Origin of the sequence: Paenibacillus sp. FSL R5-0908 (genome assembly GCF_038006245.1) — a bacterium.
GTDB classification, from domain to species: Bacteria; Bacillota; Bacilli; order Paenibacillales; family Paenibacillaceae; genus Paenibacillus_AQ; species Paenibacillus_AQ odorifer.
This window is the reverse complement of the sequence record NZ_JBBOUV010000001.1, coordinates 2,382,649-2,407,116: the sequence shown is the minus strand read 5'-3', so window position 1 is coordinate 2,407,116 and position 24,468 is coordinate 2,382,649. Positions and strand designations below refer to the sequence as shown.

Here is a 24,468-nt window from a genome sequence, read left to right as displayed (position 1 = left end):
GTGAAGAACCGGAAAACTGAAATTTTATCGTTTCAGCTTCCGTTCTCTATTAAGCATTCTTCACACAGTATATGGGCGGGACATGTAGTGGGTGCCAACCTTATTATTTCAACAAATTCAGTTAACCGTCGGACGCTGGCAATTTGGACAATAATGCGTGCCACGACCGCCAACAACCGTCTTCTCAATCATCGTTCCGCAGTTACTGCACGGCTGATCCTTACGACCGTAAATCAATAGCTGCTGCTGATACGTACCGCTCTCACCTTGGCCATTAACATAGGACTTAACAGATGAACCTCCGGCGTTAACGGCTTCGGCCAGCGTGCTTACAATGGCATGATGCAGCTTGTCCAATTGATTGTCCGTGAGCGCTTTGGCGCTGTCTTCAGGATGGATACCCGCACGGTGCAACGACTCATCTACATAAATATTGCCGATGCCGACGATATATTCCTGATTAAGCAGCAGCGATTTAATTTTGGTGCTTTTACCTGACACGATCTGCTTAAACCTCTCCGGTGTAAAAGAAGGCTCCAGCGGCTCCTGCCCCAGCTTATTTAAAGGCGGCAGCTGAAGATCTTCTCCCATCTGAAATAGATGCATCGTCCCGAACTGGCGAACATCCGTGTAACGTAGCTCAGTTCCATCCGTAAAATGAAAAATCACATGTGTATGCTTGTCCAGTGGGTCATCATTTGAAAAAAGTCCGTAACGGCCTTCCATCCGTAAATGTGACACAAGCACCAGACCATCCAGCACAATACGCAAAAACTTTCCTCTTCGTTCAACTTTTACAATGCTATGACCTGCCAGCAGGTGGGCAAAAGCCTGAATATCATCCGGGCGCTGAATAATCCGCGCCAACCGGACGGTTACATTCTCTATCTGCTTTCCATTAACTAACTCATTAAGTGTTCTCTTGACTGTCTCTACTTCCGGTAATTCCGGCATGATGTCTTCACCTCAACTACATTATAGCTGATATGCACACCTTAAAGGGAGTCTATTTCGCCTCGTACCAGTTACTTCCAAAGCTGACCTCTGCCTTAAGCGGCACAGATAACTTCAGGGCTCCACCCATTACTTCCGGCAAAAGCGTCTTCATAAGCTCCATTTCATCCTCTGGCACCTCGAATACAAGCTCATCGTGTACTTGAAGCAGCATACGGCTCTTAAGCCCACGATCAAATAACGCCTTGTCCATATGCACCATCGCCAGCTTGATAATATCCGCTGCTGTTCCCTGTATAGGTGTATTCATTGCTGTCCGCTCCGCAAAAGAGCGCAGATTAAAGTTTTTCGCATTAATCTCCGGCAGATAACGGCGACGTTCGAGCAACGTGGTCACATAACCATACTTCCGTGCCTCCACTACGATATCGTCCATATAGCGGCGCACACCTTGATAAACCTCAAAATACTGCTCAATAAATTGCGCGGCTTCCTTACGCGGAATATTCAGATTCTGCGAGAGACCGTAATCACTGATCCCGTAAACGATCCCGAAGTTAACGGCTTTTGCGGCACGGCGCATATTGCTGTCCACCTGTTCCGCGGTCACACCGAACACATCCATCGCTGTCTTCGTGTGAATATCCATATCATGCAGAAAAGCTTCCTTCATCCGCTCATCGCCGGAAATATGTGCCAGCACACGCAGCTCGATCTGCGAATAGTCGGCTGCTAAGATGGACCAGCCCGGTTCGGACGGAACGAATACCTTGCGGATTTTGCGTCCTTCCTCTAGACGAATCGGGATATTCTGCAGGTTCGGGAATTGGCTGCTAAGCCGTCCTGTAGCGGCAATTGTCTGCCGGTAGAATGTATGCACTTTCCCTGTGTTCGGGGAAATTTCTTTAAGCAGCCCCTCTACGTAGGTAGATTGCAGCTTTGCAATTGTGCGATATTGCAGAATCAAACGTACCACATCGTGGTATGGCGCCAGTTTCTCAAGCACTTCGGCATCCGTGGAATAACCCGTCTTCGTCTTCTTGACGACAGGCAGACCTAGCTTTACAAACAAGATTTCACCCAGCTGCTTTGGTGAGTTCAAATTAAACTCAGTGCCACAAATCTCGTATATTTCACTGACCAATTTGGAAATTTGCGCCTCGAATTCTTTTCCAAGCTCTTTAAGATCACCCGCATTGACGGCAATCCCCTGTTTCTCCATATCCGCCAAAATCCGTGACAAAGGCATTTCCAGATCCTCGAATAGCCCTGTCATCGCGGTCTCCACCAGCTCCTGCTGTTGCTTTTGTGCGATTCCAAGAACCGTTGCACTCTTTCGTGCAACGTGATTTCCTAAGACTTCCAGCTCAGGAATTTTGTATTTGGCACCTTTACCAAATACCTCTTCATCAGGAGAGAGCCGCGGCAAGCCGTATTTAGCAGTGAGATCATTTAGATTCTGATTAGCCTCCGTAGGATCAAGCAAATACGCCGCCAGCTGCACATCATGGGCTGCACCTGCAAAAGCAATTCCCTGCCAGTGTAGAGCCAAATCAGCGCGGTGAAGATCATATCCACTTTTCGGAGCCTTTTCATCTCCTAGCCAATCACGCAGCTTCGCAGCAGCCGGTTTTTGCAGTAGTTCAAACGGCACATAGTAATGCCGCTCCAGAGAGGACAATCCTATTCCGATTACCTCGGCACGATGCGGATTATCTCCATACGATTCCACATGCAGTGCCGAAATGCCAGCCAGGGCTTCACTTAGTCCCTTAAGTTCTTCTTCACTTACGATCGTAATATCAAGTGCCGCAGCTTCTACTTCAGCTGCACTCTCCTCACCCTCGGCAACAGGAGCATAGGCACTAAGTGACAAACGTTCCAACAATGATTTAAATTCCAGCTTGGCAAGCGCCGGTCCCGCGGTATCCGCTGAAATTCCATTAAAGACCATGTCTTCCCACGAATGCTCAAGCGGCACTTCGCGATAGATGGTCGCTAATTTTTTACTCATCACCGCATCTTCTGCATGGGTTTCCAGTTTCTCTTTCATTTTACCCTTTAACTCACCGGTTCCAGCTAAGACACCTTCCACCGATCCAAATTGATGCAGCAGCTTCAAAGCTGTCTTCTCACCTACGCCGGGTACTCCCGGGATGTTATCACTTGCATCGCCCATCAGTCCTTTAAGATCAATGATCTGCTCAGGGGTTAGGTCATATTTCTCCCGGATTTGTTCCGGCCCATAAAGCTCAACTTCGGTGACCCCTTTGCGGATTAAGGCAACGGTCGTATGCTCAGAGGCCAGCTGCAACATATCCTTGTCTCCCGACACGATCATAACCTGCCGTCCCGCTTCATCCGCCTGGCGCGAAATGGTGCCAATAATATCATCAGCCTCATAATTGCCAATTTCAAATTGCGGTACACCTAAATTAGTCAGCAATTCCTTCAACAAAGGGAACTGCTCGGAGAGCTCCGGCGGTGTTTTTTGCCGGCCACCCTTATAATCTTGATAACCTTCATGCCGAAAAGTAACTTTCCCTGCATCGAAGGCGACAATCATATGTGTCGGTTTATGTTCTTCGATTAAACGAAGCAGCATCGTTGTAAATCCGTACACCGCATTTGTCTGTTGCCCTGCTGTATTCGTCAGCGGGGGCATCGCAAAAAAAGCACGGTAAATAATATTGTTTCCATCTATAAGTATCAACTTGTCCATAGTGCACCTCGCCTTTTTCATGCGTACTCCTTACATCTTACCATATGCCCTGTACAAGTAGAAACGGCTTTACCAACCTAAACAGTGGGATAAGCTGATATGTTAAGGATATACAACAAGTAGCCGCCCTTTTAAAAGGGCGGCTACTTAGTTTAACTAAAGATATAACAAAAGCTGTGGAAGTGCAAATTACTGATTCAAGTCCGGACGGCTGCCTGTGACCAGATAAACAACACTCTCACCAATGTTAGTCGCATGATCGGCAATCCGTTCAATATAACGGCCTACCAGCGTTAATAACATAGCTTGAGATACAGAATCCGGTTTTGCCACCATATAACTATATAGCTCATTGATCATCGAACCATATAATTGATCGACCTGATCATCATCTTGTGCCATTCTATAAGCCAGATCCGTGTTCTCATCCAGATAAGACTGGATAGCCTCATCAATCATGGTCGTCACAATTTCCGCCATACGTGGAATGTCTACAAGCGGCTTGATCAGCTGCTGTCCATGGATGCGCATAGTTGCTTTCGCAACATCAATAGCCAAGTCACCCATACGTTCCAAATCGCTGGATATTTTGAAAGCAACGATAATGCGGCGCAAATCTTTTGCTACAGGCTGCTGTGTAATAATTAGCCGTGAGCCAATTTCCATGATTTTATCTTCCATGGCATTCAGCTGCAAATCTGCTTTAATGATTTCCTGAGCGCGCACAGTATCAAGATTCTGTAAAGCAACAATTGCTCCACCAAGAGCATCTATTACATGTTCACCCATCTGCTGCAGCAGACTGCGCAGCTCTTCCAAATCTTTATCAAATTCTTTTCTGCGAATCATAGTAAGAGCGATCCTCCTCATTAATGTATGGTCAGCTTGCCATTTCCAAGGACGAGCGCCCTTGTAGCCCGTATCAGCCGAAACGTCCAGAAATATAATCTTCGGTGCGGGAATCCTTAGGAGTCGAGAACAACACTTCTGTATCCGCCGCCTCTACAATTACACCATTCAAGAAAAACACGGTTCGACCTGATACACGTGCCGCCTGATGCATGTTATGAGTAACCATAACGATTGTATACTTACTTCTTAATTCCTGTACAAGCTCCTCTATCTTGAGCGTAGACACAGGATCAAGTGCAGACGTTGCCTCATCCATGAGCAGAATATCCGGCTGTACTGCCAAAGCTCGGGCAATACACAGCCGTTGCTGCTGTCCGCCGGACAAGCTAAGGGCAGATTTTTTCAGAAAATCTTTAACTTCCTCCCACAGCGCGGAATGACGCAGACTTTGCTCTACAATCTCATCCAGTTCGCTCTTTGAACGAATGCCGTGCAGGCGAGGGCCATAAGCTACATTGTCGTAAATCGACTTTGGAAAAGGATTTGGCTGTTGGAATACCATGCCCACCTGCTTACGCAGGCTTTCTACCTCTACCTCGTCACTATAAATATTTTTGCCGCCGATGTTTACAGTTCCTTCAATACGTGTACCAGGAATCATATCATTCATACGATTCAGCGTGCGCAACAGAGTGGATTTTCCGCAACCGGACGGTCCAATAAAAGCAGTAACCTGTTTCTCCGGAATTTGCAGATTCACATTCTTCAGTGCGTGAAATGACTCATAGTAGAGATCAAGTTTCTCTATGTCAATGATGGATTTCATTAGTATTTACGTCTCCTTCTCATCATCTTCGTTCTCCATAATAAGCTTTTAATGTAAATACAGTTGGAGAGAAATGTTAACGCAATGTAAAATTGGTGAAGATGAATTAGTCCACGTGATAGTATTCCCTACAATTCGGCGTGTAATCTCACCTGAATCTTGTTTATGAACGGGATAAAGAAGAAAACTCCAGTCATGCTAAATGACCGGAGCTCTCTTTTTGTTAACAACTAATTTATAACCTACACCTCGAATGGAATCGATATGAACGGATTCTGGATCTAGCTCAAGCTTTTTACGAAGTGAACTTACATGCACATCAACGGTGCGCTGTCCACCAATATAATCAAAGCCCCATACAGCATTCATAAGATCATCTCTTGTCAGCACTACCCCTGGTTTACGAGCCAAATATAACAATACCTCGAACTCTTTAGGTCGCAGGTTAATGCTATGTCCACCTAAGGAAACTTCATACCGCTCAGGATAGATTTCTAGTTGTCCCAGAATGATCGTAGAAGCAGATATAGGTGTCTCTTGTGGAGCCTCTTCAGCAAGACCAGAGATCCGCCGCAATACAGCGCTCACTCTTGCAAGCAATTCGGATACTCCAAAAGGTTTGGTTATATAATCATCAGCACCGGATTTCAGCCCTCTAACCACATCTTCTTCAGCATTTTTAGCAGTCAATACGATAATAGGTGTGCGGATACCTTGTCCACGCAATTTATCAAGGATGTCAATGCCATTCATTCCTGGCAGCATCAGATCCAATACGATCAAGTCAAAAGGTTCCCTCGTCGCACGATCATATCCTGCCGTTCCATGATCCTCTACCGTCACCTCGTAACCTTCCTGCGTTAAGTTATAGGACAGCAGCCGGGCTAGTGTCGGTTCGTCTTCAATGACAAGCAATCGTTGAGCCATAGGTTCCCCCGTCTTCCATATAGTTTGATTTTTACAAAACAGCAACAAAACCATCATATCACCGTAATGTTAACTTAGTGTAAAATTGAAAAAGTGAATTTACAAAAATCTAATCGGTCTTTTCTTCCTGCAGCAAAGGCAATTCAATCACAAAGGAACTGCCGATTCCCAAATCACTTTCAACTGAAATCACTCCATGGTGCATATCTACCAAATGCTTCACAATAGACAGCCCCAATCCCGTTCCACCGGAGCTTCTGGATCTTGCTTTATCTACCCGGTAAAAACGTTCAAAAATACGCGGCAGATCTTTTTTAGGAATCCCCATACCCGTATCGCTAACAGTAAATTGAACATTTTCGGAGCCGTCTGGTTTCAGTAGACTCTTAACGTAGACCTTTACGTTTCCGCCTTCATGTGTGTAATTAATCGCATTAGAGAAAAGATTCATAAAGATTTGACGCAGCTTATCCTCATCCGCCTCAATAAATAGCTCCTCAGGAACCTCTACATTAAGACTAATGTTTTTCTTCTCAGCGACTTTACTGATGGTACCCAGCACGGAATCAAAGAATTCAATGATATGAACCGGTGAGCAATCGAGCTGCACCCGTTTAGATTCGATTTTAGATAATTCCAGAATATCTCCAATCAAGCGATTTAAACGCTCGTTCTCATCATAAATAATTTGCAGGAAGGATCTCGCCGTCTTCTCATCTTTAACTCCGCCACCCAGCAAGGTCTCGGCAAACCCTTTGACCGCTGCAACCGGAGTCTTGAGTTCATGCGATACATTAGCTACAAATTCACTACGCATCCGCTCCAAACGGCGAATTTCCGTAACCTCTTGCAATAGGAAAAGCATACCTCTGTACGTACCATCCTGGATCATCGGAACCGCGTCCATCCGTACAATTCGCTCTCTTGGGTTATAAATACTTCGTTCTTCATGAATCGGTTCCCGGCTTAACACCCCTTCTTCAAGCAGACGGGTTAGCTCATAATGACGTTTTAACTCTTTGTATGAATGACCCGCCATTTCACCGTTACTGACATCAAGCATTCGCTCTGAAGCCCGGTTAAGCAGCGCAATCTCTTCTTCCGCATTGATCATTATGATGCCGCCAGTCATATTATCCAGTACGCTTTGCAGCAGATCCTCATTATCACGAATCGTCTTAAGCTGGTCTTGAAGACTGTCTGCCATCGCATTAATTGCGGTAGCCAGCTGCCCAACTTCATCTTTACGCTTCAAATGAACTCTGGCATCATAATCCAGATCGGTAATCCGCCGGGCGACTCTTGTGATTTGCTCCAGTGGGGAAGTCATGCTTGAAGCTACTTTATAGCTCACAATCGTTGCTGACAAGAACAAGATAATTAGACCTGCAGCCATAATCATCCATGCATGCTTAAGACCTTGCGTTACAGCATCAAGTCCCATTGAGACCCGAATATAGCCGTCAAATCCCTGATCAGAAGTTACCTTTCCAGCCACATATAACATCTCATGCTTTAGAGTTTCGCTGTAACGGATTGCCCGTCCAGTTCCCTCTTTCGCAGCCCCTATCTCTTCTTCACGATTGGAGTGGTTGTCCATTTCCAAGGGGTTTTTCTCAGAATCGCCAATTACTTTACCCGACTTTGTAATAAACGTTATCCGAGAATCTAAAAGTTTAGAAATATGCTCTGCCTGTTCAGTGTAATACGGGATCGCATTCGAAGAATTCATATCTACAAATTCCAGTGTGCCTGAGAGCAAGCTTATTTCCCGGGACATATTCTCTTCCAGAGCAGTTATATGGGAGCTCTTAAACAGATGAGCCATCGTAAATCCAGTACCAATCATGGAAATACCGATTAAGGCCATAAGTATAAACGTAAGACGAGCGCGAAACGGTTTCATCTGAAATGTGCCTCTCCCTTTATCATTGTATCTTTTATCCTAACTTCATTTTCTCCAAAATACCAGTACGACTATGACCGTGACATAAGCCCCCCAGAGTAGATTATATAAAAATAACAGCCCGAGTTGATTAACTCTGGACTGTTACTTTGTATTACTTTTGTAAAAACACATGAGTTTATTCTGTACGGGTGGCAAGAAACCACTGATTACCCTGACGGTCTCTAACCCCTGCTCCTCTTTCTCCATAGGACTTATCCAGTGGTTCTTCAATAATAGAGGCCCCGGCATCCAGGCACTTGCGGTAGGTCTCATCAACATTTCTTACATAAAGATGAATGGCAAGCTGTACCGGTGAATACTTTTCATTCGCTTCAGAAATCTCAATGATGGAATCACCGATTCTGACCTCGGCATGCCTAATCCTTCCCTCATCGTTTCGCAGCATATCAATAATTTTGGCATCAAAGCAGTGCACAACAAAATCTATCAATTGGTCTGCATCTTCCGCAATAAAATACGGCGTAACGTTAAGAAAACCATTTCTAATATAATGTGGTGCCATTCGTTGTCCTCCTTTAGACAGGCAAAAACGCCTTCGGCGTTCCTTAAGGATAATTTATAGTCTGGAACATATAAATCCTTATAATATGATTAAAACCCATGGAAAAGCCATTCAGAGAATCTGCCCTCCTCATGACTTATCCACCGGTTGTAACCCCATTTATTTAAACACTGGCTCCTTGAATTGAGTCAATTTAGCTGCTGAATCTTTTTCCACATCCGCATGCAGACTGTTGCCGTGAGCATCCATCGTCACAATCGCTGCAAAACCCTCCACATCGAGATGCCACATTGCCTCAGGAATACCAAATTCCATAAAATCAACAGCGTTGACTTTCTTAATGCACTCTGCATAATACTGGGCGGCTCCACCAATCGCATTGAGGTATACCCCGCCGTGCTCTTGTAACGCTTTTAACGTTTTTGGACCCATACCCCCTTTTCCGATGACTGCACGGATTCCAAATTTTTTGATGATATCGCCTTGATAAGGCTCTTCACGAATGCTCGTAGTTGGGCCCGCAGCTTTTACATGCCAGCCTTCCTCATCTTTCATCATCACAGGACCGCAATGATAAATCACAGCCCCTTCCAGATCTACCGGAGACTCATGATCCATTAAATATTTGTGCAAAGCATCACGGCCTGTATGCATTTCACCGGATAAAATAACCACGTCTCCAACACGCAGACTACGGATATCCTCTTCACTTATCGGCGTTGTAAGACGTACTTCCCGCGACTCAGAGGCTGGGCTGTTAGCTCCCTCAGCAATTACCGCTTCAGATTCATGTGCCCCTTCATCATCTACAGATATCCCTGTGCCACTCTCATACAACCAATCCTCTATATTGCCTGTTGATGGATCAACCAGCACCCCTTGGCGGCGGAAGGCCCAACAGTTATAAGCAACGGATACGAAAAAGCTAGCTGGCAGACGATTCATAACGCCAACCTTACAGCCCAGCAGAGATACTTCACCACCAAAGCCCATCGTGCCAATTCCAAGCTTGTTAGCATTCTCCATAATATAGTCTTCCAGCTTGCTAAGGTCTTCTATCGGATTAACATCCTCCACTTTGCGGAACAACTGCTTCTTAGCCAGCTCGTAGCCAGTCGTACGGTCACCGCCGATACCCACGCCAATAAAACCGGCACTACAGCCTTGTCCCTGCGCCTGATATACCGCGTGTAAAATACATTTACGGATTCCGTCCAGATCCCGACCCGCTTTGCCGAGTCCTTCTAGTTCTGCCGGGAGACTGTATTGAATATTTTTATTCTCGCAGCCTCCACCCTTCAGAATAAGTCTAACGTCTATTTTATCCTCTTCCCATTGTTCGAAATGAATGACTGGTGTGCCTGCACCCAAGTTATCTCCGCTATTCTCACCTGTTAATGAATCTACAGAATTGGGACGAAGTTTACCATTCTTTGTCGCTCGTACAATGGCATTATGAATATCTTTTTTCATCTCAATCTGATTGATTCCCACAGGGGTGTGAATGATAAATGTAGGCATTCCCGTATCCTGACAGATCGGAGACACTTGCTGCTCAGCCATTCCGATATTTTGCGCAATCGTGGTTAAAGCAAGACCGGACCGGGTAGCCCTGTCTTCCAGCGCGCGACCTTTAGCAACTGCCCGGCGTACATCTCCCGGCAAATTCGTGGAAGTTTCTACGATAAGGTTATAAATACTGTCTTCAAAATGCTGCATCTTCATTCAAGCTCCTCTCGGCAGTTCCAGGTTATCTAAAGTTTGATACAATTAGTATAATAATATCATACCTAGCACCGCATGAAAGGGGTTACTTTAAAATTGAGCTACCATTTTTCTGCCTATCTATATCGTCTTCAGTATATTCAGCGCTGGAGCTTGATGCGCAGCACCGCACCGGAGAACGTCGCTGAGCATTCTTTTCATGTTGCATTGCTCACACATATGCTCTGTTCCATCGGTAATGTTCATTTTAGACGTTCACTAAACGCGGAACGAGCAGCAACCATAGCTCTGTTCCATGATGCCAGCGAAGTGTTCACAGGCGACATCGCCACGCCAGTAAAATACAACAATCCTCGCTTGCTCACCAGCTTCCGCGAAATGGAGAAAGTTGCGGCTGATCGCTTAACTGGAATGATTCCATCAGAGCTGAAAAGCATCTACACTCAGCTTATACGACCGGAAGACAGCCCTCCCGATTCGGAGGACATTCTGCTGCACAGCTATGTGAAAGCCGCTGATCGGCTGGATGCTTATTTGAAATGCGTATGGGAGGTTGCTGCAGGCAACCGAGAATTTGCCGCCGCGAAGGAGCAGACAGCAGCAAAACTTCGTGGGCTTGGCCTGCAGGAAGTGGATTATTTCCTGACTCATATGGCACCGAGTTTCGAAATGTCTCTCGATGAGCTCTCTGCCGGAAACTAAACACCCTCTAGACAATAAAAATGGACCTCCGCATGAATCTCGCAGGGGTCCATTTAGTGATTAATAATTGATAATACAAGCGTTACGTTGCTGGTTCGGTCAGGATATCCCAGTCTTTAAAAATGGGCTGCAAACCCTTCGTATATAGCATTTCCGTAATCTCCTGCACACTGCGGCTATCGGATATTTCGAATTGCGGAGTTCCCCCTGCATTAGTGTGACCGCCCACCTCAGTAGTGACCCCGGCTGACATCTTAGTTATTCCCAGATGAACTAAATGATCGCGTAGAGAGGCAGGCTCTCTTGTAGATAAGGTAATGCCCGAACGGGGTAAAAATAACCGGTATGCCAAAATAATCTGCACTAGCGATCGGTCGGTAACATCGCACTCTGGGTTAAATTCCCCTAAATAAGGCCGAAAACGTGGAGGTGACAGGCTGATCTCGCAATCTGGATACCGATCCTGCAAATAGCGGGCATGCATGGCACTTTGGAATGCCTCTTGCCGCCAATCATACATCCCGAGCAACGTACCAATATTCACAGAACGAAAACCTGCCTGACAGCCGCGTTCAGGTGCATCCAGGCGATTCCGGTAGTTTCTTTTTGGCCCTTTAACATGCAGCTTTCTGTAAGTCTCCTGGTGGTAAACCTCTTGGTATAGTGTTAGTCCATCCACCCCTGCTTGAAGAAGTTCTTTATATTCTGCAGTTGATAGAGGATTTATCTCAATACTGACGGAGGAAAAAAATCCCCTGAGTACATCTACACAATCCTTAATATATGAGACAGGATTCTCCCAGCGCGATTCACCAGTCAAAATGAGGATATGCCGCAGACCTGTAGCTGCAATTTTCTCTGCCTCCCTGCGGACCTCCTCCAAGGACAGCTTTTTGCGCGGAAAATCATAAATGGAGCTGAAGCTGCAGTAGGTACAATGATTCACACAAAAATCCGCAAGATACATCGGTGTGAACAGCTGCATCGAATAACCAAAATGGGCACGGGTCAGTCGCTGTGCTGCCGACGCCATCTCCTCTAGCAGCGGCGTTGCTGCCGGAGAGAGCAATGCCAGCAAATCATTTTCGTTCAGCTTGTCTTTTCCAAGCGCCCGCTTAACGTCATCCTCCCGGAACTCCTTCCACAGCTGCTCATAAGGATACTGCTCCAAGCGGGCCAGTGTGTCAAAAAAGCTCATGCTAATCCTCCCTCCTTTGGTGAACCTATCCAATTCAGTTCAAAAATCCAGTCAACGGTGACGAAGCAAAAGCAACTTCTTCTACAGGACCCAGTCCTGCCAAATAAGCTTTACGGCCAGCGGATATCGCCTCACGGAACGCTTCCGCCATGACGAGCGGATTACGTGCCGTTGCAATAGCCGTATTAAGCAGAACAGCAGCGGCCCCCATCTCCATTGCTTCCGCCGCTTCCGACGGCTTGCCAATCCCGGCATCTACAATAATTGGCAAATTCACTTCTTCAATAAGAATACGCACAAGCTCCTTGGTGCGCAGGCCGCGATTCGTCCCGATCGGCGCACCAAGCGGCATCACAGCAGCAGCACCGGCATCTCTCAGACGTAAAGCAGCTGAAAGGTCCGGACTCATATAAGGCAATACTACAAAACCCTCCGCTGCTAAAATCTCTGTAGCTCGTATGGTCTCCAGATTATCTGGAAGCAGGTATTTCTGATCATTGATCACTTCGATCTTGACCCAGTTCCCCAGTCCCGCAGCTCTTGCTAATCTCGCAATACGGACTGCCTCTTCCGCTGTGCGCGCTCCTGAGGTATTAGGCAGAAGAGTCATATGGCCGGGAATGTGGTTCATGATATTTTCTGCGCCAGCTTCTGGGTCCACTCGGCGAAGCGCTACAGTGATCACCTGAGAACCAGAGCTAGCAATCACTTCGGGGATCAGCGTATTCCGGCTATATTTTCCGGTTCCGATAAATAATCTACTGGTTAATTCGATGCCGCCAATATGTAACGGGTCATGCATGAAATTACCTCCCTTTGGTTCTTATAAATTTCTCAAAATTCTATACCGCTCCATCTCAACCCCCACCAACAAAGTGCACCAGTTCCAAACGATCATCCTCGCTCAGAGCAGTACTTTCATAATTCTCCTTACTGACAATTTCTCCATTCAGCTCAATGATCATCAGACGACCCGACCACTCAGGAAGACTGATCAAATCAGCTATAGTTTGAATACCACCAGAACACTCTGCGGATTTCCCGTTAATCAACAGCTTCATTCTGAATCACCCCCTTCGGCCCTGCTGTTACCTCCAGGCTATGAATGAACCGCCTTATGAATAGCTTTGGCGGCCTCATAAGGATCATCCGCTCCGCAAATACCGGACATCACAGCAACTCCTGCCGCACCTTTCCTGATGATCTGCGCCGCATTAGCGGGGCTAATTCCGCCAATCGCAATGACAGGAATAGAGCTGGTCTTCACCGTTTCTGCAAGCAGCTCTAGCCCACGTGCGGGCAGCCCTAACTTGCTATCCGAGGGAAATACATGACCAAACAAGCAATAATCAGCTCCCTGCTCTGAAGCATTCGCCGCTTCTTCCGGAGAATGAACCGATCTCCCCAGCCGAAGCTGAGGTGCAATTCGCCGGGCTGTATCCGGGCTCAGACTGTGACAAGCCAACTGAATTCCTGCGGCACCAGCTGCCAAGGCTACATCGATCCGGTCGTTGATTATCAGTTTGGTAGCGGGCATACCGGCAGCCAACAGCTCCTGTGCCGCAGCGAGTAGTTCGCGTGCAGGACATTGCTTATCTCTTAAGTGAATATAATCGACCCATGTCTGCACCGTGACAGCTAGTTCAACAAAATGTCTTTGCTGCAGCTTGCCGTCTGATATTAGATGGATCTCAGCTTGCACCACTCGCGATCTCCTCTCTCTCACTTCCCTATAGGTCAGTAAAAACAAAAAAACTGCCTCCCGTAAGGAAGGCAGTCAGAATCTGTATATAGACGGCACTACAAATAGACCGACAACAGAAATTCGTCCTCCACTTCCCTACGCTGGTCTTAACCAGATCAGGTTCAAAGGGTCCGGAAATCCATTCCGTCTCAGCCAATCGGCACCCCTAGTGACATAAATATACAATTTTAAAATACTAACGTGGTTTATAGTAACATATTTTTTTATTGAAATACACCCATTTATTCACATTAGCTGTACTGATCTAACCGTTTACTACCTCGCCACCATTTACATGAATAACCTGTCCAGTCACATAACTGGAATCGTCAGAGGCCAGATATACATAGGCTGGTGCCAGCTCCTCTGGTTGTCCAGGCCGTTTCATAGGCTGTGTACCTCCGAACTCGCTAACCTGTTTTGCATCAAAGGTAGAGGGAATCAGCGGTGTCCAGATTGGACCTGGTGCTACACCATTTACCCGTATGCCCTTCTCTGCCAGATTCGTGGACAAGGATCGTGTGAAGCTAAGAATAGCTCCTTTAGTTGATGAATAGTCCAGCAGCTGCGGGCTTCCGCGATAAGCGGTAATTGAAGTTGTATTTATAATTGTAGATCCTGCTTTTAAATGAGGCATAGCTGCTTTTGTTAAATAGAACATCGCAAATATATTCGTACGGAAAGTACGCTCTAGCTGCTCGGAAGTAATATCCTCGATCTTAGCTTGCGGATGTTGCTCTGCCGCGTTATTGATGAGAATATCAAGCTTTCCTAAGCTCTCCACCGTCTGTTTAATAAGATCTTTACAGAATTTCTCGTCACCGATATCACCTGGAATGAGGATACATTTGCGGCCTTCCTGCTCGACCTGACGTTTAGTTTCCTCTGCATCTGAGTGTTCATTAAGATATGAAATGACCACATCAGCGCCTTCTTTAGCAAAAAGCACAGCAACTGCACGCCCAATTCCGCTGTCTCCACCGGTAATCAACGCCGCCTTGTCTTGCAGTTTACCTGCTGCTTTATAATTTGCCGGCTCGTATTTGGGCAGCGGCGTCATTTCACTCTCAATCCCTGGCTGATGATGCTGCTCCTGTGGGGGTAAGGTTTTTGTAGCTTGTTTATTGTTGCCTGACATCTTCCCTATCTCCTCTCGTTAAGCAAATTGATAGTTAACTGATCGTCTTAGGATGGCACAACTATGCACGTTTATACGCTGGGTTTGTCATTTTCTTAAATCGCTTTACGAATCTTACTTACCACAATGCAAGTGGAAATAAACAACTGTGAGAGGTAAACTGCTGTAAGTGGAGAGGACTTCACCGCATACAAAAAGGCACAGCATCGATGCTGTGCCTTGAATTGTTCACCTAACTATTTCAGAGAAGAAACATGATTTTCTGCATTCACTTCATGTTCCAGCACCCACATGAAATAAAGAGCTTTAGCCGCTTTCTCCCGGGTCACTATAGCTTTAGGTTCTAGTTCTGTCCCATTGACCATTTTGCCTCTGGCAATCCCCACTTCAGATCTAATGAGTCCTAATTCATATGCACTTTTCACTTTTGAAATTAAATAAGGAGAAATGTCCGCTGTATCAACAAGCTGCGTCCAGGATACAAGAGGATAGTACATCGCACCTCTAGCTCCTGGATCCAGATTCGAATCATAGCCAGGATCTCCTGGCACTACTGCTGTGCCGTTATAATCAGTCATGTACTTAGGTTTATTAGCAAACTTTATTTGGTAAACATCATAGAGAATAGCACCCATCGTTTCACGTGACAGCTTACCTTTCGGATAATAGGCAAGATCTGATCTTTCCACTTTCATTAACTTAGAAATACTACGTGTGAATTCAGCAACTGTCATCTCCGTATCCGGATTAAAATTCCCATGACGGTCTTTGCCCATTACTCCCAGCTGGATTAATTTTTCAATTTGATTACGGTAATAAGCAGCTTCCCCAGTCGTCGTATCATTCGTTATTTCCGGAAAAATCTTACCCCAGTTCCCTGTTAGTGCCGCATGCTTAACGTTCCCTTTAAGGTAAGGAGTAATGGAGGCAGCAGTAGAATCGCCAGTAGCACCTTTCTCTACAAGCTCCGTGACAATCATCCGTGAAAATTGTTTGGCGAGCGCTTCTTTAAAATGAGTCCCATCGACTTTCTTTGAAGGATGCCCGTTAGCGTAACTTCCGTCATTTGTTTTGCCTGGCGTTTCTCCGGCTTCAATTGACATGAAGAGGGATGTTATTGCTTCTACACCGATCTCGTTATAATATTTCAGACTTTCCGAGTTAAGGTCAATAAGTGTAACTCCAGATTCATCTGCGACCCGTTTAAGAATATCTACAAACTTTCTTGATTTAAAAGAATTTTCATAGATATATCCCGGACTTGTTGCATTCCCTTTGATTCTGGACATTGGGGTTACCAGTACTGGTATCATGCCTCGGGCTTGAATCGCAGGGAGATAAACTTCTTTAAGGTAGTTTTCATACATTGCTTCGGTCGAACCTCTGCCGTAACGTCTGAACTCATCTGCACTCTCATCATTGTGTCCGAATTGAATAAACACATAATCCCCAATGCTGCCATTCAGTAAAATGTCGTTAAGGCGACCTTCTGTATAGGCATTTTTAAACGAGCGTCCTCCCATGGAATAGTTAGTTACACTCACTTTATGTTGATTAAACATACTGCCAATAATCTGACCCCAACCACTCATTGGTGCTTCGTCGAAGGTGTAGGACTTGACCGTGGAATCTCCAAGTATAAATAAATTCGGAAGAGCTCCAGCTGCTCTATGCTGTGGCAAAATCAGTTCCAGTATGATCTCCTCAATCCCCACGGCTGTGTTCACTTTGCTCGGTTCGATCTCAATATCTATATGGTCACGGCCGTTTACATACGTATAAGTCCACTCTTTCCCTTTGGCTACAGCCGTATGATTGACGGGTACAAGCTTTGCCGCGTCCCAATGTCCACTTTTCAACAAGCGGCTGGTCTGCATTCCTGATACTGACACGATCCCATCCTCTGCGTCAGAAGACGTTTTTACATATACGTTGTAGGTGCCAGGGGGCGCATCCATTCGAAACGCCATACCATAGTTGTTATAATTATCTTTCTCAGATTTAGGTTCAGCAAAAAAATAAGGTTCTGTGATGAAAAAACCTGTTCCATCGGATGTAATTGAGTCGGTGTGCACTTCTCTGGCGGGTAAAGCGTTGGTCTCTTGAACAAAACCATAACCTAAAGATGAGTCATACAATTGTGCACCGCGATTAGAATCATACCTAATGGATTGATACCCTGTTTTAACTTGGTTTGTAAAATTGAACTTGTATACGTTTGCAATTTGGATTGGAGGTTGCCTCTCTGCCCCATCTTTTATAAAGGCTGCCTCTGTTGTACCGTGAGTAAGAGTCAATGAAGCCATTAGTAAAGAAGATAAGATTAGTATATTCCTACACAGCTTTCTCACTTCATTACACTTCCTTCCGTTTCTCGAAGTACTTTCCTAGGTTCCTCCATTATCCCTGTTCTCTAAACTGATTCAAATGATGATTTCATTCTTTTTTTTGACCTTTTGTAACGTAAACCATGGAATGATCAACGGCTCACACTGCAACACGGTCATATGTATAGGTATCCTTGATATAATTAAGAACATCCCTATTGATCCTAAGGAGGAGAACTCCTATCGCTTACAAAGTCAGCTTTCCGAACATTATGAGTACACTGCAGCTGATCGGTGTTCATTATCGTGTAGCAGAACCTGGATGGGCATACCCTGATCATCATCACAAAATCTTCGAACTATTGTATTGCTACGACGGCAACTCCCATCAATATGTAGAAGGAAGCTCCATTGCCTTTGGTAAAGGAGATTGGTTAATTATTCCGCCTGGTTTACGTCATTATGTAATTAATTCTGGCCTGAGCAACTATATCTACCTCTCCTTTCATTTCGATATTGACGATTTAAAGTTTCGTGAATGGTTTCAGTCTCAGGCTGTACAGAAATGGAATAACCACCAAATGCAGCGTTCGGGATTAAATCAGCAGCTGGAACATTTGGATGAATTTATTAAGAATAATATTCTTGCCACGACGGCATCCACTGGATTTCCCGAGGATATTGAAGAAATGATCCTTGTAAAAGAAAGGCTTCGTTTGCAAGCGATCATCCTGATGATTTTGACTGAACTCATTGATGTACAGCTCTCGAATTCGGATAATTCCAACACAGCGCGACAAGCAAACTCTTTGTACGAGGTGGAAACTGCTCATCAGATCGAAAAATATATTGCAGCCAATATTCATTTGCCGGAGCTCACGGTTAATTTGATTGCTGAGCAGCTTTGCTTAAGTCGGGTACAGTGCCATAAGTTGTTTACAAAGGTATATAAGATATCTCCTAGGCAGTACATAACTGATCTAAGATTAAAGAAGTCAAAACATTTGCTGCTTCATACCGATTTAAAAATACAGATGATTTCTGAACAACTCGGGTTTGCTTCCCAGAGCCACTTCAGCCGACAATTCAAACGATGGACGGGTGTTTCTCCGTTAAATTACCGGCCAAAATCTTATACGGATCCTATCAGGGATTAACGTTTTATGAAGATAAATTACCGGAACATACGAAAAACCCGCTCTCCATTACGGAGGCGGGTATAGTTCGATGTAGATTAAATTATGTCGTTAAACACCATGAAGAATACCATCAATAGCAATGACACTGTAAGCAGTGCACTAAGTGTGCGCAATTTGCCAGTCTCTGCGCTAACATCGCGGTTCTCACGAATTCCAGCTGCTGCAAGACGCAAAGGCTTGCTCATAATACCGCCAAGCGCAAACATCGCTAGCAGTAACACTACAACAATAATCATCCACGCTACTGAATAATCACCTTTGGTCATCATGTAACCACCTGTAAGGAGTTGGATCACCAATCCATACTGCGCAAAACGATTAAATCCGGTTACGGCACTTAACGTTCCTTCTTTAGCCCCAGACGACAGTTTCTCTGCACGCCCTAGGATGAAGGGTAGCACAAGGTAGAAGCCAAGTGCCAAGGTTCCGATCATATGTAAGAAAAACAAAACGTTCCAATCCATAACATATCTCCTCCGTTTTAACTGTGATAATAGTTACATTTAATTATACCCATTTTTGCTTGAGAAGAAAAGGAAACCCCCATTTTAAGTAAACAAAATGGGGGTTTCTTCATACCTCTGTCACAATCTATACAGTTAGCACAGCTGTTACGCTACGAACGGATTCAGCAGACTTATCTAAAGCCGCTTTTTCCTCAGCTGTAAGCTCCAGTTCAAAAATCTTCTCGATACCGTTGGCACCAAGTAACGCCGGAACACCCATGAACAGGTTATCGTAGCCATATTCTCCTTCGAGCAAAGCGATAACCGGAATGATCCGTTTTTTGTCCTTCAAGATAGCTTCTGCCATCTGAACTAAAGAAGCCGCTGGTGCATAATAAGCACTACCATTTCCTAAGAGGTTAACAATCTCTCCGCCACCCACACGTGTACGTTGCACAATCTCATCAATACGCTCCGCAGATATCAATGTATCAATTGGAATACCACCAACACTGGAATACCTTACGAGCGGTACCATATCATCGCCGTGTCCGCCTAATACGAAACCACGTACATCTTCAACAGATACCTTCAGCTCTTGTGCAATAAACGTGTTATAACGGGCTGTATCCAGCACTCCGGATTGTCCAATTACGCGACTCTTCGGAAAACCCAGCGCATTAAATGCCGCGTAGGTCATAGCGTCAACCGGATTACTCAGAATGATTACAATGGAATCTGGTGCTACACGTTTTATGTTCTCGCATACCGACTTCACAATACCTGCATTGGTGTTCACGAGATCATCGCGACTCATTCCAGGTTTACGGGCAATCCCCGCAGTGATGATTACAATATCTGAATCCGCAGCATCTTCATAGCTTGAGGTTCCTGTAATTTGACTATCAAATTTCTGTACAGGACCTGCTTCCAGCATATCAAGTGCCTTTCCCTTGGTTGTGTTCTCCATTTGTGGGATGTCAAGCAGCACAACGTCACCAAGCTCCTTTTGAGCAAGCATAAGAGCTGTAGTGGCACCAGTAAAACCGGCACCTACAACTGTAATTTTATAACGTTTGATTGCCAAGGATTCTCCTCCTAGAACGGTGTCGGTATAGCTTGTATTAGCTAAACTTCAATATATTCAGTTGGTTGAGCCAGCCTATCTTAGAGGTGATTAATAATCTCGTCGGCAAATGCAGAGCATTTCAGTTCAGTTGCGCCCTCCATCAGACGGGCAAAGTCATAAGTCACGGTCTTGTTATTAATAGCTGTTTCCATACCTTTATAAATCAGATCTGCTGCTTCCTGCCAGCCCAGATGCTCCAGCAACATTACGCCGGACAGAATCACGGAACCAGGGTTCACAACATCTTTGTCTGCATATTTAGGTGCGGTGCCATGAGTGGCTTCAAAAATCGCATGTCCAGAAATATAGTTAATGTTCGCTCCAGGAGCGATACCGATACCGCCGATTTGCGCAGCAAGCGCGTCAGACAGGTAATCCCCGTTCAGGTTCAAGGTAGCAATAACATCAAAATCAGTCGGACGAGTCAGAACTTGTTGCAATGCGATATCCGCAATGGCATCCTTGATGATGATTTTGCCCGCAGCTTCAGCATCCTTCTGAGCAGCATTGGCAGCAGCTTCACCTTCACGTTCTTTAATCACATCGTATTGATTCCAAGTGAAGACCTTATCTCCGAACTCTTGCTCAGCAACTTCATAACCCCAGTTTTTGAAGGCACCTTCAGTGAACTTCATGATGTTTCCTTTGTGCACAAGCGTTACGCTCTTGCGTCCGTGTTTGATCGCATATTCAATAGCAGCGCGCACTAGACGTTTCGAACCTTCGGAGGATACTGGTTTGATACCAATACCAGAAGTTTCAGGGAAACGGATTTTGTTAACTCCCATCTCTTTTTGCAGAAATTCGATGACTTTCTTCACTTCAGCAGAACCTTCTTGATATTCAATCCCTGCATAAATATCCTCCGTATTCTCACGGAAAATAACCATATCCACCAGCTCAGGACGTTTAACAGGAGAAGGAACCCCTTCGAAATAACGAACTGGACGCAGACATACGTACAAATCCAACTCTTGACGCAAAGCTACGTTCAATGAACGAATACCGCCTCCGATTGGAGTCGTAAGCGGGCCTTTAATAGCTACAAAGTATTCACGGATTGCCTCCAAAGTATCATTTGGCAGCCATTCGCCATATGTATTGAAGGCTTTTTCGCCAGCAAAAACTTCGTACCAAGCGATTTGCTTTGTGCCGCCATAAGCTTTAGTTACTGCTGCATCAAGTACGCGTTTGGAAGCCTTCCAAATATCACGGCCAGTGCCGTCACCCTCGATAAAAGGAATGATTGGATGATTAGGAACCTGCAGTTTACCATCTTTAATTGTGATTTGTTCGCCTTCTGTTGGCAGATCGAATTTTTCTAGTTTCAACATTTGAGTGTATTCCTCCTAAAGTTTTGTGGGATTTAATTTCTCATGGACAAGTCTCGAACAAAACTCTCTACGCATGAATATGCATTATTGCATATATTCTAGGGTTCATTCTACTAAACTTTAGGAGCAGCCTGCAAGGCTGCCCTTCTATCTTTCGTCTACTGGAACGTATTTCTGTTCAATCATACCTGTGTATTCTGCACGTGGCCGGATAATACGGTTATCTGTATATTGCTCCAGAATATGTGCAGTCCAGCCTGAAGTCCGGCTAATTGCAAAGATAGGAGTGAACAGCTCACGTTCAATACCCAGTTGTGTATAAACTGATGCCGAATAGAAATCAACATTCGGTTTAAGTCCCTTTTGTCCGGTAATCAATTCCTCGATATTTACGGACATATCATACAGCGTAGTATCATTCTTCATTGTGCCAAGTTCAAGTGACATTTTCATCAGGTGTTTAGCACGCGGATCACCATTTTTGTATACTCTATGGCCGAAGCCCATGATCTTCTCACGGTTATCCAGCTTCTTACGAATATAAGGTTCAACCGCTTCCAAACTTCCGATCTCTTCAAGCATCTTCATAACGGCTTCATTCGCCCCACCGTGAAGTGGACCCTTGAGTGCGCCGATAGCGGAGGTCACGCCGGAATAAATATCAGACAAGGTTGCAACCGTAACCCGGCCTGCAAAAGTCGAAGCATTCAGCTCATGGTCCGCATGAAGCACAAGTGCGGTATCAAGCGCTTTAACAGATACACTGTCAGGCTCTTTTCCCCATAGCATATACAGGAAGTTCTCGGCAATCGAGACGCCTTCTTTAGGAGCCACAGGTTCCAGACCTTTGCGAATACGCGATAGGGCTGCCACAACCGTCGGGAGCTGTGCCTGTAGTTTTACTGCTTTAATCTCGTTAGCTTCTCTACTCATATCGTCAGCCGCTTCATCATAGAGAGCAAGGCTTGATACAGCAGTCCGCAATGCTGCCATGGTGTTGGTGTCTTTCGGGTAGAGCTTCATTTGCTCGATAACTGGCTCAGGAATCCGTGCGAAAGCACTGAAATCCCGTTTGAGCGCTTCCAGCTCTGGTGTTGTTGGTAGACTGCCAAACCACAATAAATAAGCAGTTTCTTCGAAGGTAGCATTTTCTGCTAGATCATCAATATCATAACCACGGTAAGTGAGTACCCCATCCACAATAGAGCTAATGGATGAAGTTGTTGCAACGATACCTTCCAAGCCTTTGGTAGCTGTCATAGCATATCTCTCCTTTGCCAACAAGGTATAAAAAGCATTCTCGGTTTCATGAAAACATTTCCAATTTAAAGCATTGAAAAATCTAATGAGTGCAGTTCAAGGACATATCCGGCGAGGATGTTGTCTGACTTTCGTAATCGAATCTTTATTCATCATACTGGATTTTGTCGGTTATGTGAACAATGTGGAAGCTTTGCAGCGCATCAAATGATTTTATCACAGAGATAGAAAAAAACTTCTAAACCCTTGATTCACAGTTGAGATTTTAGTTTATAGCATCCGGTTCAGCCCAATATTTATCCCGTTTCCTAGTCTTTAAATAGGTTCTATGAATATATATGAAGACGAGCTTTTATTCCCCTGCATCCGCAGGAATGAAGGAGGTGTAGATCTTCGTATGGACCGATTAGCATTAAAAAGACTGCTGCGCGGCCTGTGGGTCGTTCTGGCTACCTCTATCCTCCTGCTGGCAATCTATGTATTGCTTCCGCTGTTATACCCCCTTCTGCTCGCTTGGCTGCTCGCATATATCATGCATCCGCTAGTGTTGATTCTTAAAGGCCTTAAGCTCCCAGCGTGGCTGGCGGTGTCGCTATCGCTGCTATTTTACATAGGCGGAACTGCACTAGTACTGACCGCGATGATTACAAGGCTAGTGAAAGAATTGATCGTGCTGCTGCAGACCTTTAATCTTCATACGGACCAATGGAGAGAGCTTTTGCTGTCCTTGAGCCAGAATGCAAGCATACAGAATATCATCAACCAGATAAATCAGTTCTACCGCGACAATCCTGACTATCACGCCACCATTGACAGCAATATCAGCAGAACAACGGAAACAGTTGGTTACGCAGTTACGCAAGTAGTGACCGGATTTTTTAATGTGATCTTGAAGCTGATCTCCGCTCTACCCAGTATGGGTACAATTCTTATCGTGGTCGTTCTCGCTGCCTTTTTTATTAGTACTAGCTGGGAAAGACATAATGCCAAACTCACAAGCTGGCTGCCAGCCCCATTCTTAAAGCCTGTATCGGGTATCTGGCGGGATCTGCGAAAAGCTCTCTTCGGTTATCTCCGGGCTCAGCTAATCCTGATCTCCATTACAGCGGTCATTGTCGTGATCGGGTTGCTGCTGCTGGGTGTAAAATCTGCTTTCGCTATTGGCTTAATGATTGGTTTTGTAGATTTGCTGCCTTATTTAGGGGTTGGAATCGTAATGATTCCTTGGGCGTTATACTCTTACATGACAGACAATCTGGCACTGGGGATCGGACTTACTATCCTATATGCCGTTATCCTTGTAACCCGCCAAGTGCTTGAGCCGAAAGTGCTCGCCAGCAGCATTGGGCTTGATCCCCTTGCTATGCTGGTCGGTATGTTTGCAGGTTTGCAGCTGTTCGGCATGCTTGGGCTGATCATCGGTCCCGTTATTCTAGTTATCCTTGTAGCCTTTAACCGAGCAGGTGTATTTCACGCGTTACACAGCTATATTGTCAGCGGAAGACTAAGATAAT

Annotated in this window: 21 protein-coding genes and 1 riboswitch; of the genes, 3 read left to right on the top strand and 18 right to left on the bottom strand. The window is 45.3% G+C overall.

All coding sequences use genetic code 11. The annotated features are described in order from the left end of the window. Positions 1-117 precede the first annotated feature (117 nt). From mutM to MKZ09_RS10410, 8 genes are all read right to left on the bottom strand, one after another. Positions 118-954 (bottom strand): DNA-formamidopyrimidine glycosylase, encoded by an 837-nt coding sequence (gene mutM / locus MKZ09_RS10445; RefSeq protein WP_076133969.1) that lies wholly within the window; start codon positions 952-954, stop codon positions 118-120. 52 nt (positions 955-1,006) lie between these two features. Beyond that, the gene (gene polA / locus MKZ09_RS10440; protein WP_076133968.1) at positions 1,007-3,676 is read right to left on the bottom strand and encodes a DNA polymerase I; all 2,670 of its coding nucleotides are present in this window, start codon (positions 3,674-3,676) and stop codon (positions 1,007-1,009) included. A 189-nt stretch (positions 3,677-3,865) separates the two neighbouring features. Next, positions 3,866-4,525: a phosphate signaling complex protein PhoU gene (phoU, locus tag MKZ09_RS10435; protein ID WP_036678957.1), complete on the bottom strand. Its 660-nt coding sequence runs from the start codon at positions 4,523-4,525 to the stop codon at positions 3,866-3,868. Between the two features lie 73 nt (positions 4,526-4,598). Beyond that, the gene (gene pstB, locus MKZ09_RS10430) at positions 4,599-5,354 is read right to left on the bottom strand and encodes a phosphate ABC transporter ATP-binding protein PstB (protein ID WP_036678954.1); all 756 of its coding nucleotides are present in this window, start codon (positions 5,352-5,354) and stop codon (positions 4,599-4,601) included. A gap of 198 nt (positions 5,355-5,552) precedes the next feature. Next, positions 5,553-6,281: a response regulator transcription factor gene (locus tag MKZ09_RS10425; protein WP_036678951.1), complete on the bottom strand. Its 729-nt coding sequence runs from the start codon at positions 6,279-6,281 to the stop codon at positions 5,553-5,555. A gap of 109 nt (positions 6,282-6,390) precedes the next feature. Further along, positions 6,391-8,187, bottom strand: a complete 1,797-nt coding sequence (gene pnpS, locus MKZ09_RS10420) for a two-component system histidine kinase PnpS (protein ID WP_076124920.1) — start codon at positions 8,185-8,187, stop codon at positions 6,391-6,393. Positions 8,188-8,365: 178 nt separating this feature from the next. After that, a complete protein-coding gene (locus tag MKZ09_RS10415; protein WP_076124919.1) occupies positions 8,366-8,752 on the bottom strand; it encodes a VOC family protein in 387 nt (128 codons plus the stop codon). Between the two features lie 159 nt (positions 8,753-8,911). After that, positions 8,912-10,471, bottom strand: coding sequence for a fumarate hydratase (locus tag MKZ09_RS10410; RefSeq protein WP_076125145.1), 1,560 nt, complete (start codon positions 10,469-10,471; stop codon positions 8,912-8,914). A 102-nt stretch (positions 10,472-10,573) separates the two neighbouring features. Between MKZ09_RS10410 and yfbR the strand changes: the two genes are divergently transcribed. After that, positions 10,574-11,179 (top strand): 5'-deoxynucleotidase, encoded by a 606-nt coding sequence (yfbR, locus tag MKZ09_RS10405; protein WP_111503265.1) that lies wholly within the window; start codon positions 10,574-10,576, stop codon positions 11,177-11,179. Positions 11,180-11,261: 82 nt separating this feature from the next. Here yfbR and thiH read toward each other — a convergent pair whose 3' ends face one another. The 6 genes from thiH to MKZ09_RS10375 form a co-directional block, all read right to left on the bottom strand. After that, positions 11,262-12,377 (bottom strand): 2-iminoacetate synthase ThiH, encoded by a 1,116-nt coding sequence (thiH, locus tag MKZ09_RS10400; protein WP_076203032.1) that lies wholly within the window; start codon positions 12,375-12,377, stop codon positions 11,262-11,264. A gap of 34 nt (positions 12,378-12,411) precedes the next feature. Then, entirely contained in the window at positions 12,412-13,179 is a 768-nt protein-coding gene (locus tag MKZ09_RS10395) for a thiazole synthase (RefSeq protein WP_076203027.1), read from the bottom strand. A gap of 55 nt (positions 13,180-13,234) precedes the next feature. Further along, positions 13,235-13,438, bottom strand: a complete 204-nt coding sequence (gene thiS, locus MKZ09_RS10390; protein WP_038569682.1) for a sulfur carrier protein ThiS — start codon at positions 13,436-13,438, stop codon at positions 13,235-13,237. A gap of 38 nt (positions 13,439-13,476) precedes the next feature. After that, positions 13,477-14,079, bottom strand: coding sequence for a thiamine phosphate synthase (locus MKZ09_RS10385; protein ID WP_076134083.1), 603 nt, complete (start codon positions 14,077-14,079; stop codon positions 13,477-13,479). Between the two features lie 118 nt (positions 14,080-14,197). Then, positions 14,198-14,299, bottom strand: a riboswitch (TPP riboswitch). An 87-nt stretch (positions 14,300-14,386) separates the two neighbouring features. Then, positions 14,387-15,259: an SDR family oxidoreductase gene (locus MKZ09_RS10380; protein WP_076203022.1), complete on the bottom strand. Its 873-nt coding sequence runs from the start codon at positions 15,257-15,259 to the stop codon at positions 14,387-14,389. Between the two features lie 236 nt (positions 15,260-15,495). Then, complete coding sequence (locus MKZ09_RS10375; RefSeq protein WP_076203017.1) at positions 15,496-17,610, bottom strand: GDSL-type esterase/lipase family protein; 2,115 nt, start codon at positions 17,608-17,610, stop codon at positions 15,496-15,498. 248 nt (positions 17,611-17,858) lie between these two features. Here MKZ09_RS10375 and MKZ09_RS10370 point away from each other — a divergent pair, with 248 nt between their 5' ends. Beyond that, on the top strand, positions 17,859-18,743 hold the full coding sequence (locus MKZ09_RS10370; RefSeq protein WP_143767307.1) for an AraC family transcriptional regulator: 885 nt from the start codon (positions 17,859-17,861) through the stop codon (positions 18,741-18,743). A 77-nt stretch (positions 18,744-18,820) separates the two neighbouring features. Here MKZ09_RS10370 and MKZ09_RS10365 read toward each other — a convergent pair whose 3' ends face one another. The 4 genes from MKZ09_RS10365 to citZ form a co-directional block, all read right to left on the bottom strand. Further along, a complete protein-coding gene (locus MKZ09_RS10365; RefSeq protein ID WP_076133961.1) occupies positions 18,821-19,249 on the bottom strand; it encodes a hypothetical protein in 429 nt (142 codons plus the stop codon). 127 nt (positions 19,250-19,376) lie between these two features. Beyond that, positions 19,377-20,318 (bottom strand): malate dehydrogenase, encoded by a 942-nt coding sequence (mdh, locus tag MKZ09_RS10360; protein WP_076100099.1) that lies wholly within the window; start codon positions 20,316-20,318, stop codon positions 19,377-19,379. Positions 20,319-20,398: 80 nt separating this feature from the next. Continuing rightward, positions 20,399-21,694, bottom strand: a complete 1,296-nt coding sequence (gene icd / locus MKZ09_RS10355; RefSeq protein WP_036678918.1) for an NADP-dependent isocitrate dehydrogenase — start codon at positions 21,692-21,694, stop codon at positions 20,399-20,401. 147 nt (positions 21,695-21,841) lie between these two features. Next, complete coding sequence (gene citZ, locus MKZ09_RS10350; protein WP_036678915.1) at positions 21,842-22,954, bottom strand: citrate synthase; 1,113 nt, start codon at positions 22,952-22,954, stop codon at positions 21,842-21,844. 397 nt (positions 22,955-23,351) lie between these two features. Here citZ and ytvI point away from each other — a divergent pair, with 397 nt between their 5' ends. Then, positions 23,352-24,467: a sporulation integral membrane protein YtvI gene (gene ytvI / locus MKZ09_RS10345; protein WP_076133960.1), complete on the top strand. Its 1,116-nt coding sequence runs from the start codon at positions 23,352-23,354 to the stop codon at positions 24,465-24,467. Position 24,468: the final 1 nt, after the last annotated feature.

What these genes read in the sequence shown, in the direction of transcription:
- mutM (WP_076133969.1), bottom strand. Translation starts at nt 954, where the DNA reads ATGCCGGAATTACCGGAAGTAGAGACAGTCAAGAGAACACTTAATGAG.
- polA (WP_076133968.1), bottom strand. Translation starts at nt 3,676, where the DNA reads ATGGACAAGTTGATACTTATAGATGGAAACAATATTATTTACCGTGCT.
- phoU (WP_036678957.1), bottom strand. Translation starts at nt 4,525, where the DNA reads ATGATTCGCAGAAAAGAATTTGATAAAGATTTGGAAGAGCTGCGCAGT.
- pstB (WP_036678954.1), bottom strand. Translation starts at nt 5,354, where the DNA reads ATGAAATCCATCATTGACATAGAGAAACTTGATCTCTACTATGAGTCA.
- MKZ09_RS10425 (WP_036678951.1), bottom strand. Translation starts at nt 6,281, where the DNA reads ATGGCTCAACGATTGCTTGTCATTGAAGACGAACCGACACTAGCCCGG.
- pnpS (WP_076124920.1), bottom strand. Translation starts at nt 8,187, where the DNA reads ATGAAACCGTTTCGCGCTCGTCTTACGTTTATACTTATGGCCTTAATC.
- MKZ09_RS10415 (WP_076124919.1), bottom strand. Translation starts at nt 8,752, where the DNA reads ATGGCACCACATTATATTAGAAATGGTTTTCTTAACGTTACGCCGTAT.
- MKZ09_RS10410 (WP_076125145.1), bottom strand. Translation starts at nt 10,471, where the DNA reads ATGCAGCATTTTGAAGACAGTATTTATAACCTTATCGTAGAAACTTCC.
- thiH (WP_076203032.1), bottom strand. Translation starts at nt 12,377, where the DNA reads ATGAGCTTTTTTGACACACTGGCCCGCTTGGAGCAGTATCCTTATGAG.
- MKZ09_RS10395 (WP_076203027.1), bottom strand. Translation starts at nt 13,179, where the DNA reads ATGCATGACCCGTTACATATTGGCGGCATCGAATTAACCAGTAGATTA.
- thiS (WP_038569682.1), bottom strand. Translation starts at nt 13,438, where the DNA reads ATGAAGCTGTTGATTAACGGGAAATCCGCAGAGTGTTCTGGTGGTATT.
- MKZ09_RS10380 (WP_076203022.1), bottom strand. Translation starts at nt 15,259, where the DNA reads ATGTCAGGCAACAATAAACAAGCTACAAAAACCTTACCCCCACAGGAG.
- MKZ09_RS10370 (WP_143767307.1), top strand. Translation starts at nt 17,859, where the DNA reads ATGAGTACACTGCAGCTGATCGGTGTTCATTATCGTGTAGCAGAACCT.
- MKZ09_RS10365 (WP_076133961.1), bottom strand. Translation starts at nt 19,249, where the DNA reads ATGGATTGGAACGTTTTGTTTTTCTTACATATGATCGGAACCTTGGCA.
- icd (WP_036678918.1), bottom strand. Translation starts at nt 21,694, where the DNA reads ATGTTGAAACTAGAAAAATTCGATCTGCCAACAGAAGGCGAACAAATC.
- citZ (WP_036678915.1), bottom strand. Translation starts at nt 22,954, where the DNA reads ATGACAGCTACCAAAGGCTTGGAAGGTATCGTTGCAACAACTTCATCC.
- ytvI (WP_076133960.1), top strand. Translation starts at nt 23,352, where the DNA reads ATGGACCGATTAGCATTAAAAAGACTGCTGCGCGGCCTGTGGGTCGTT.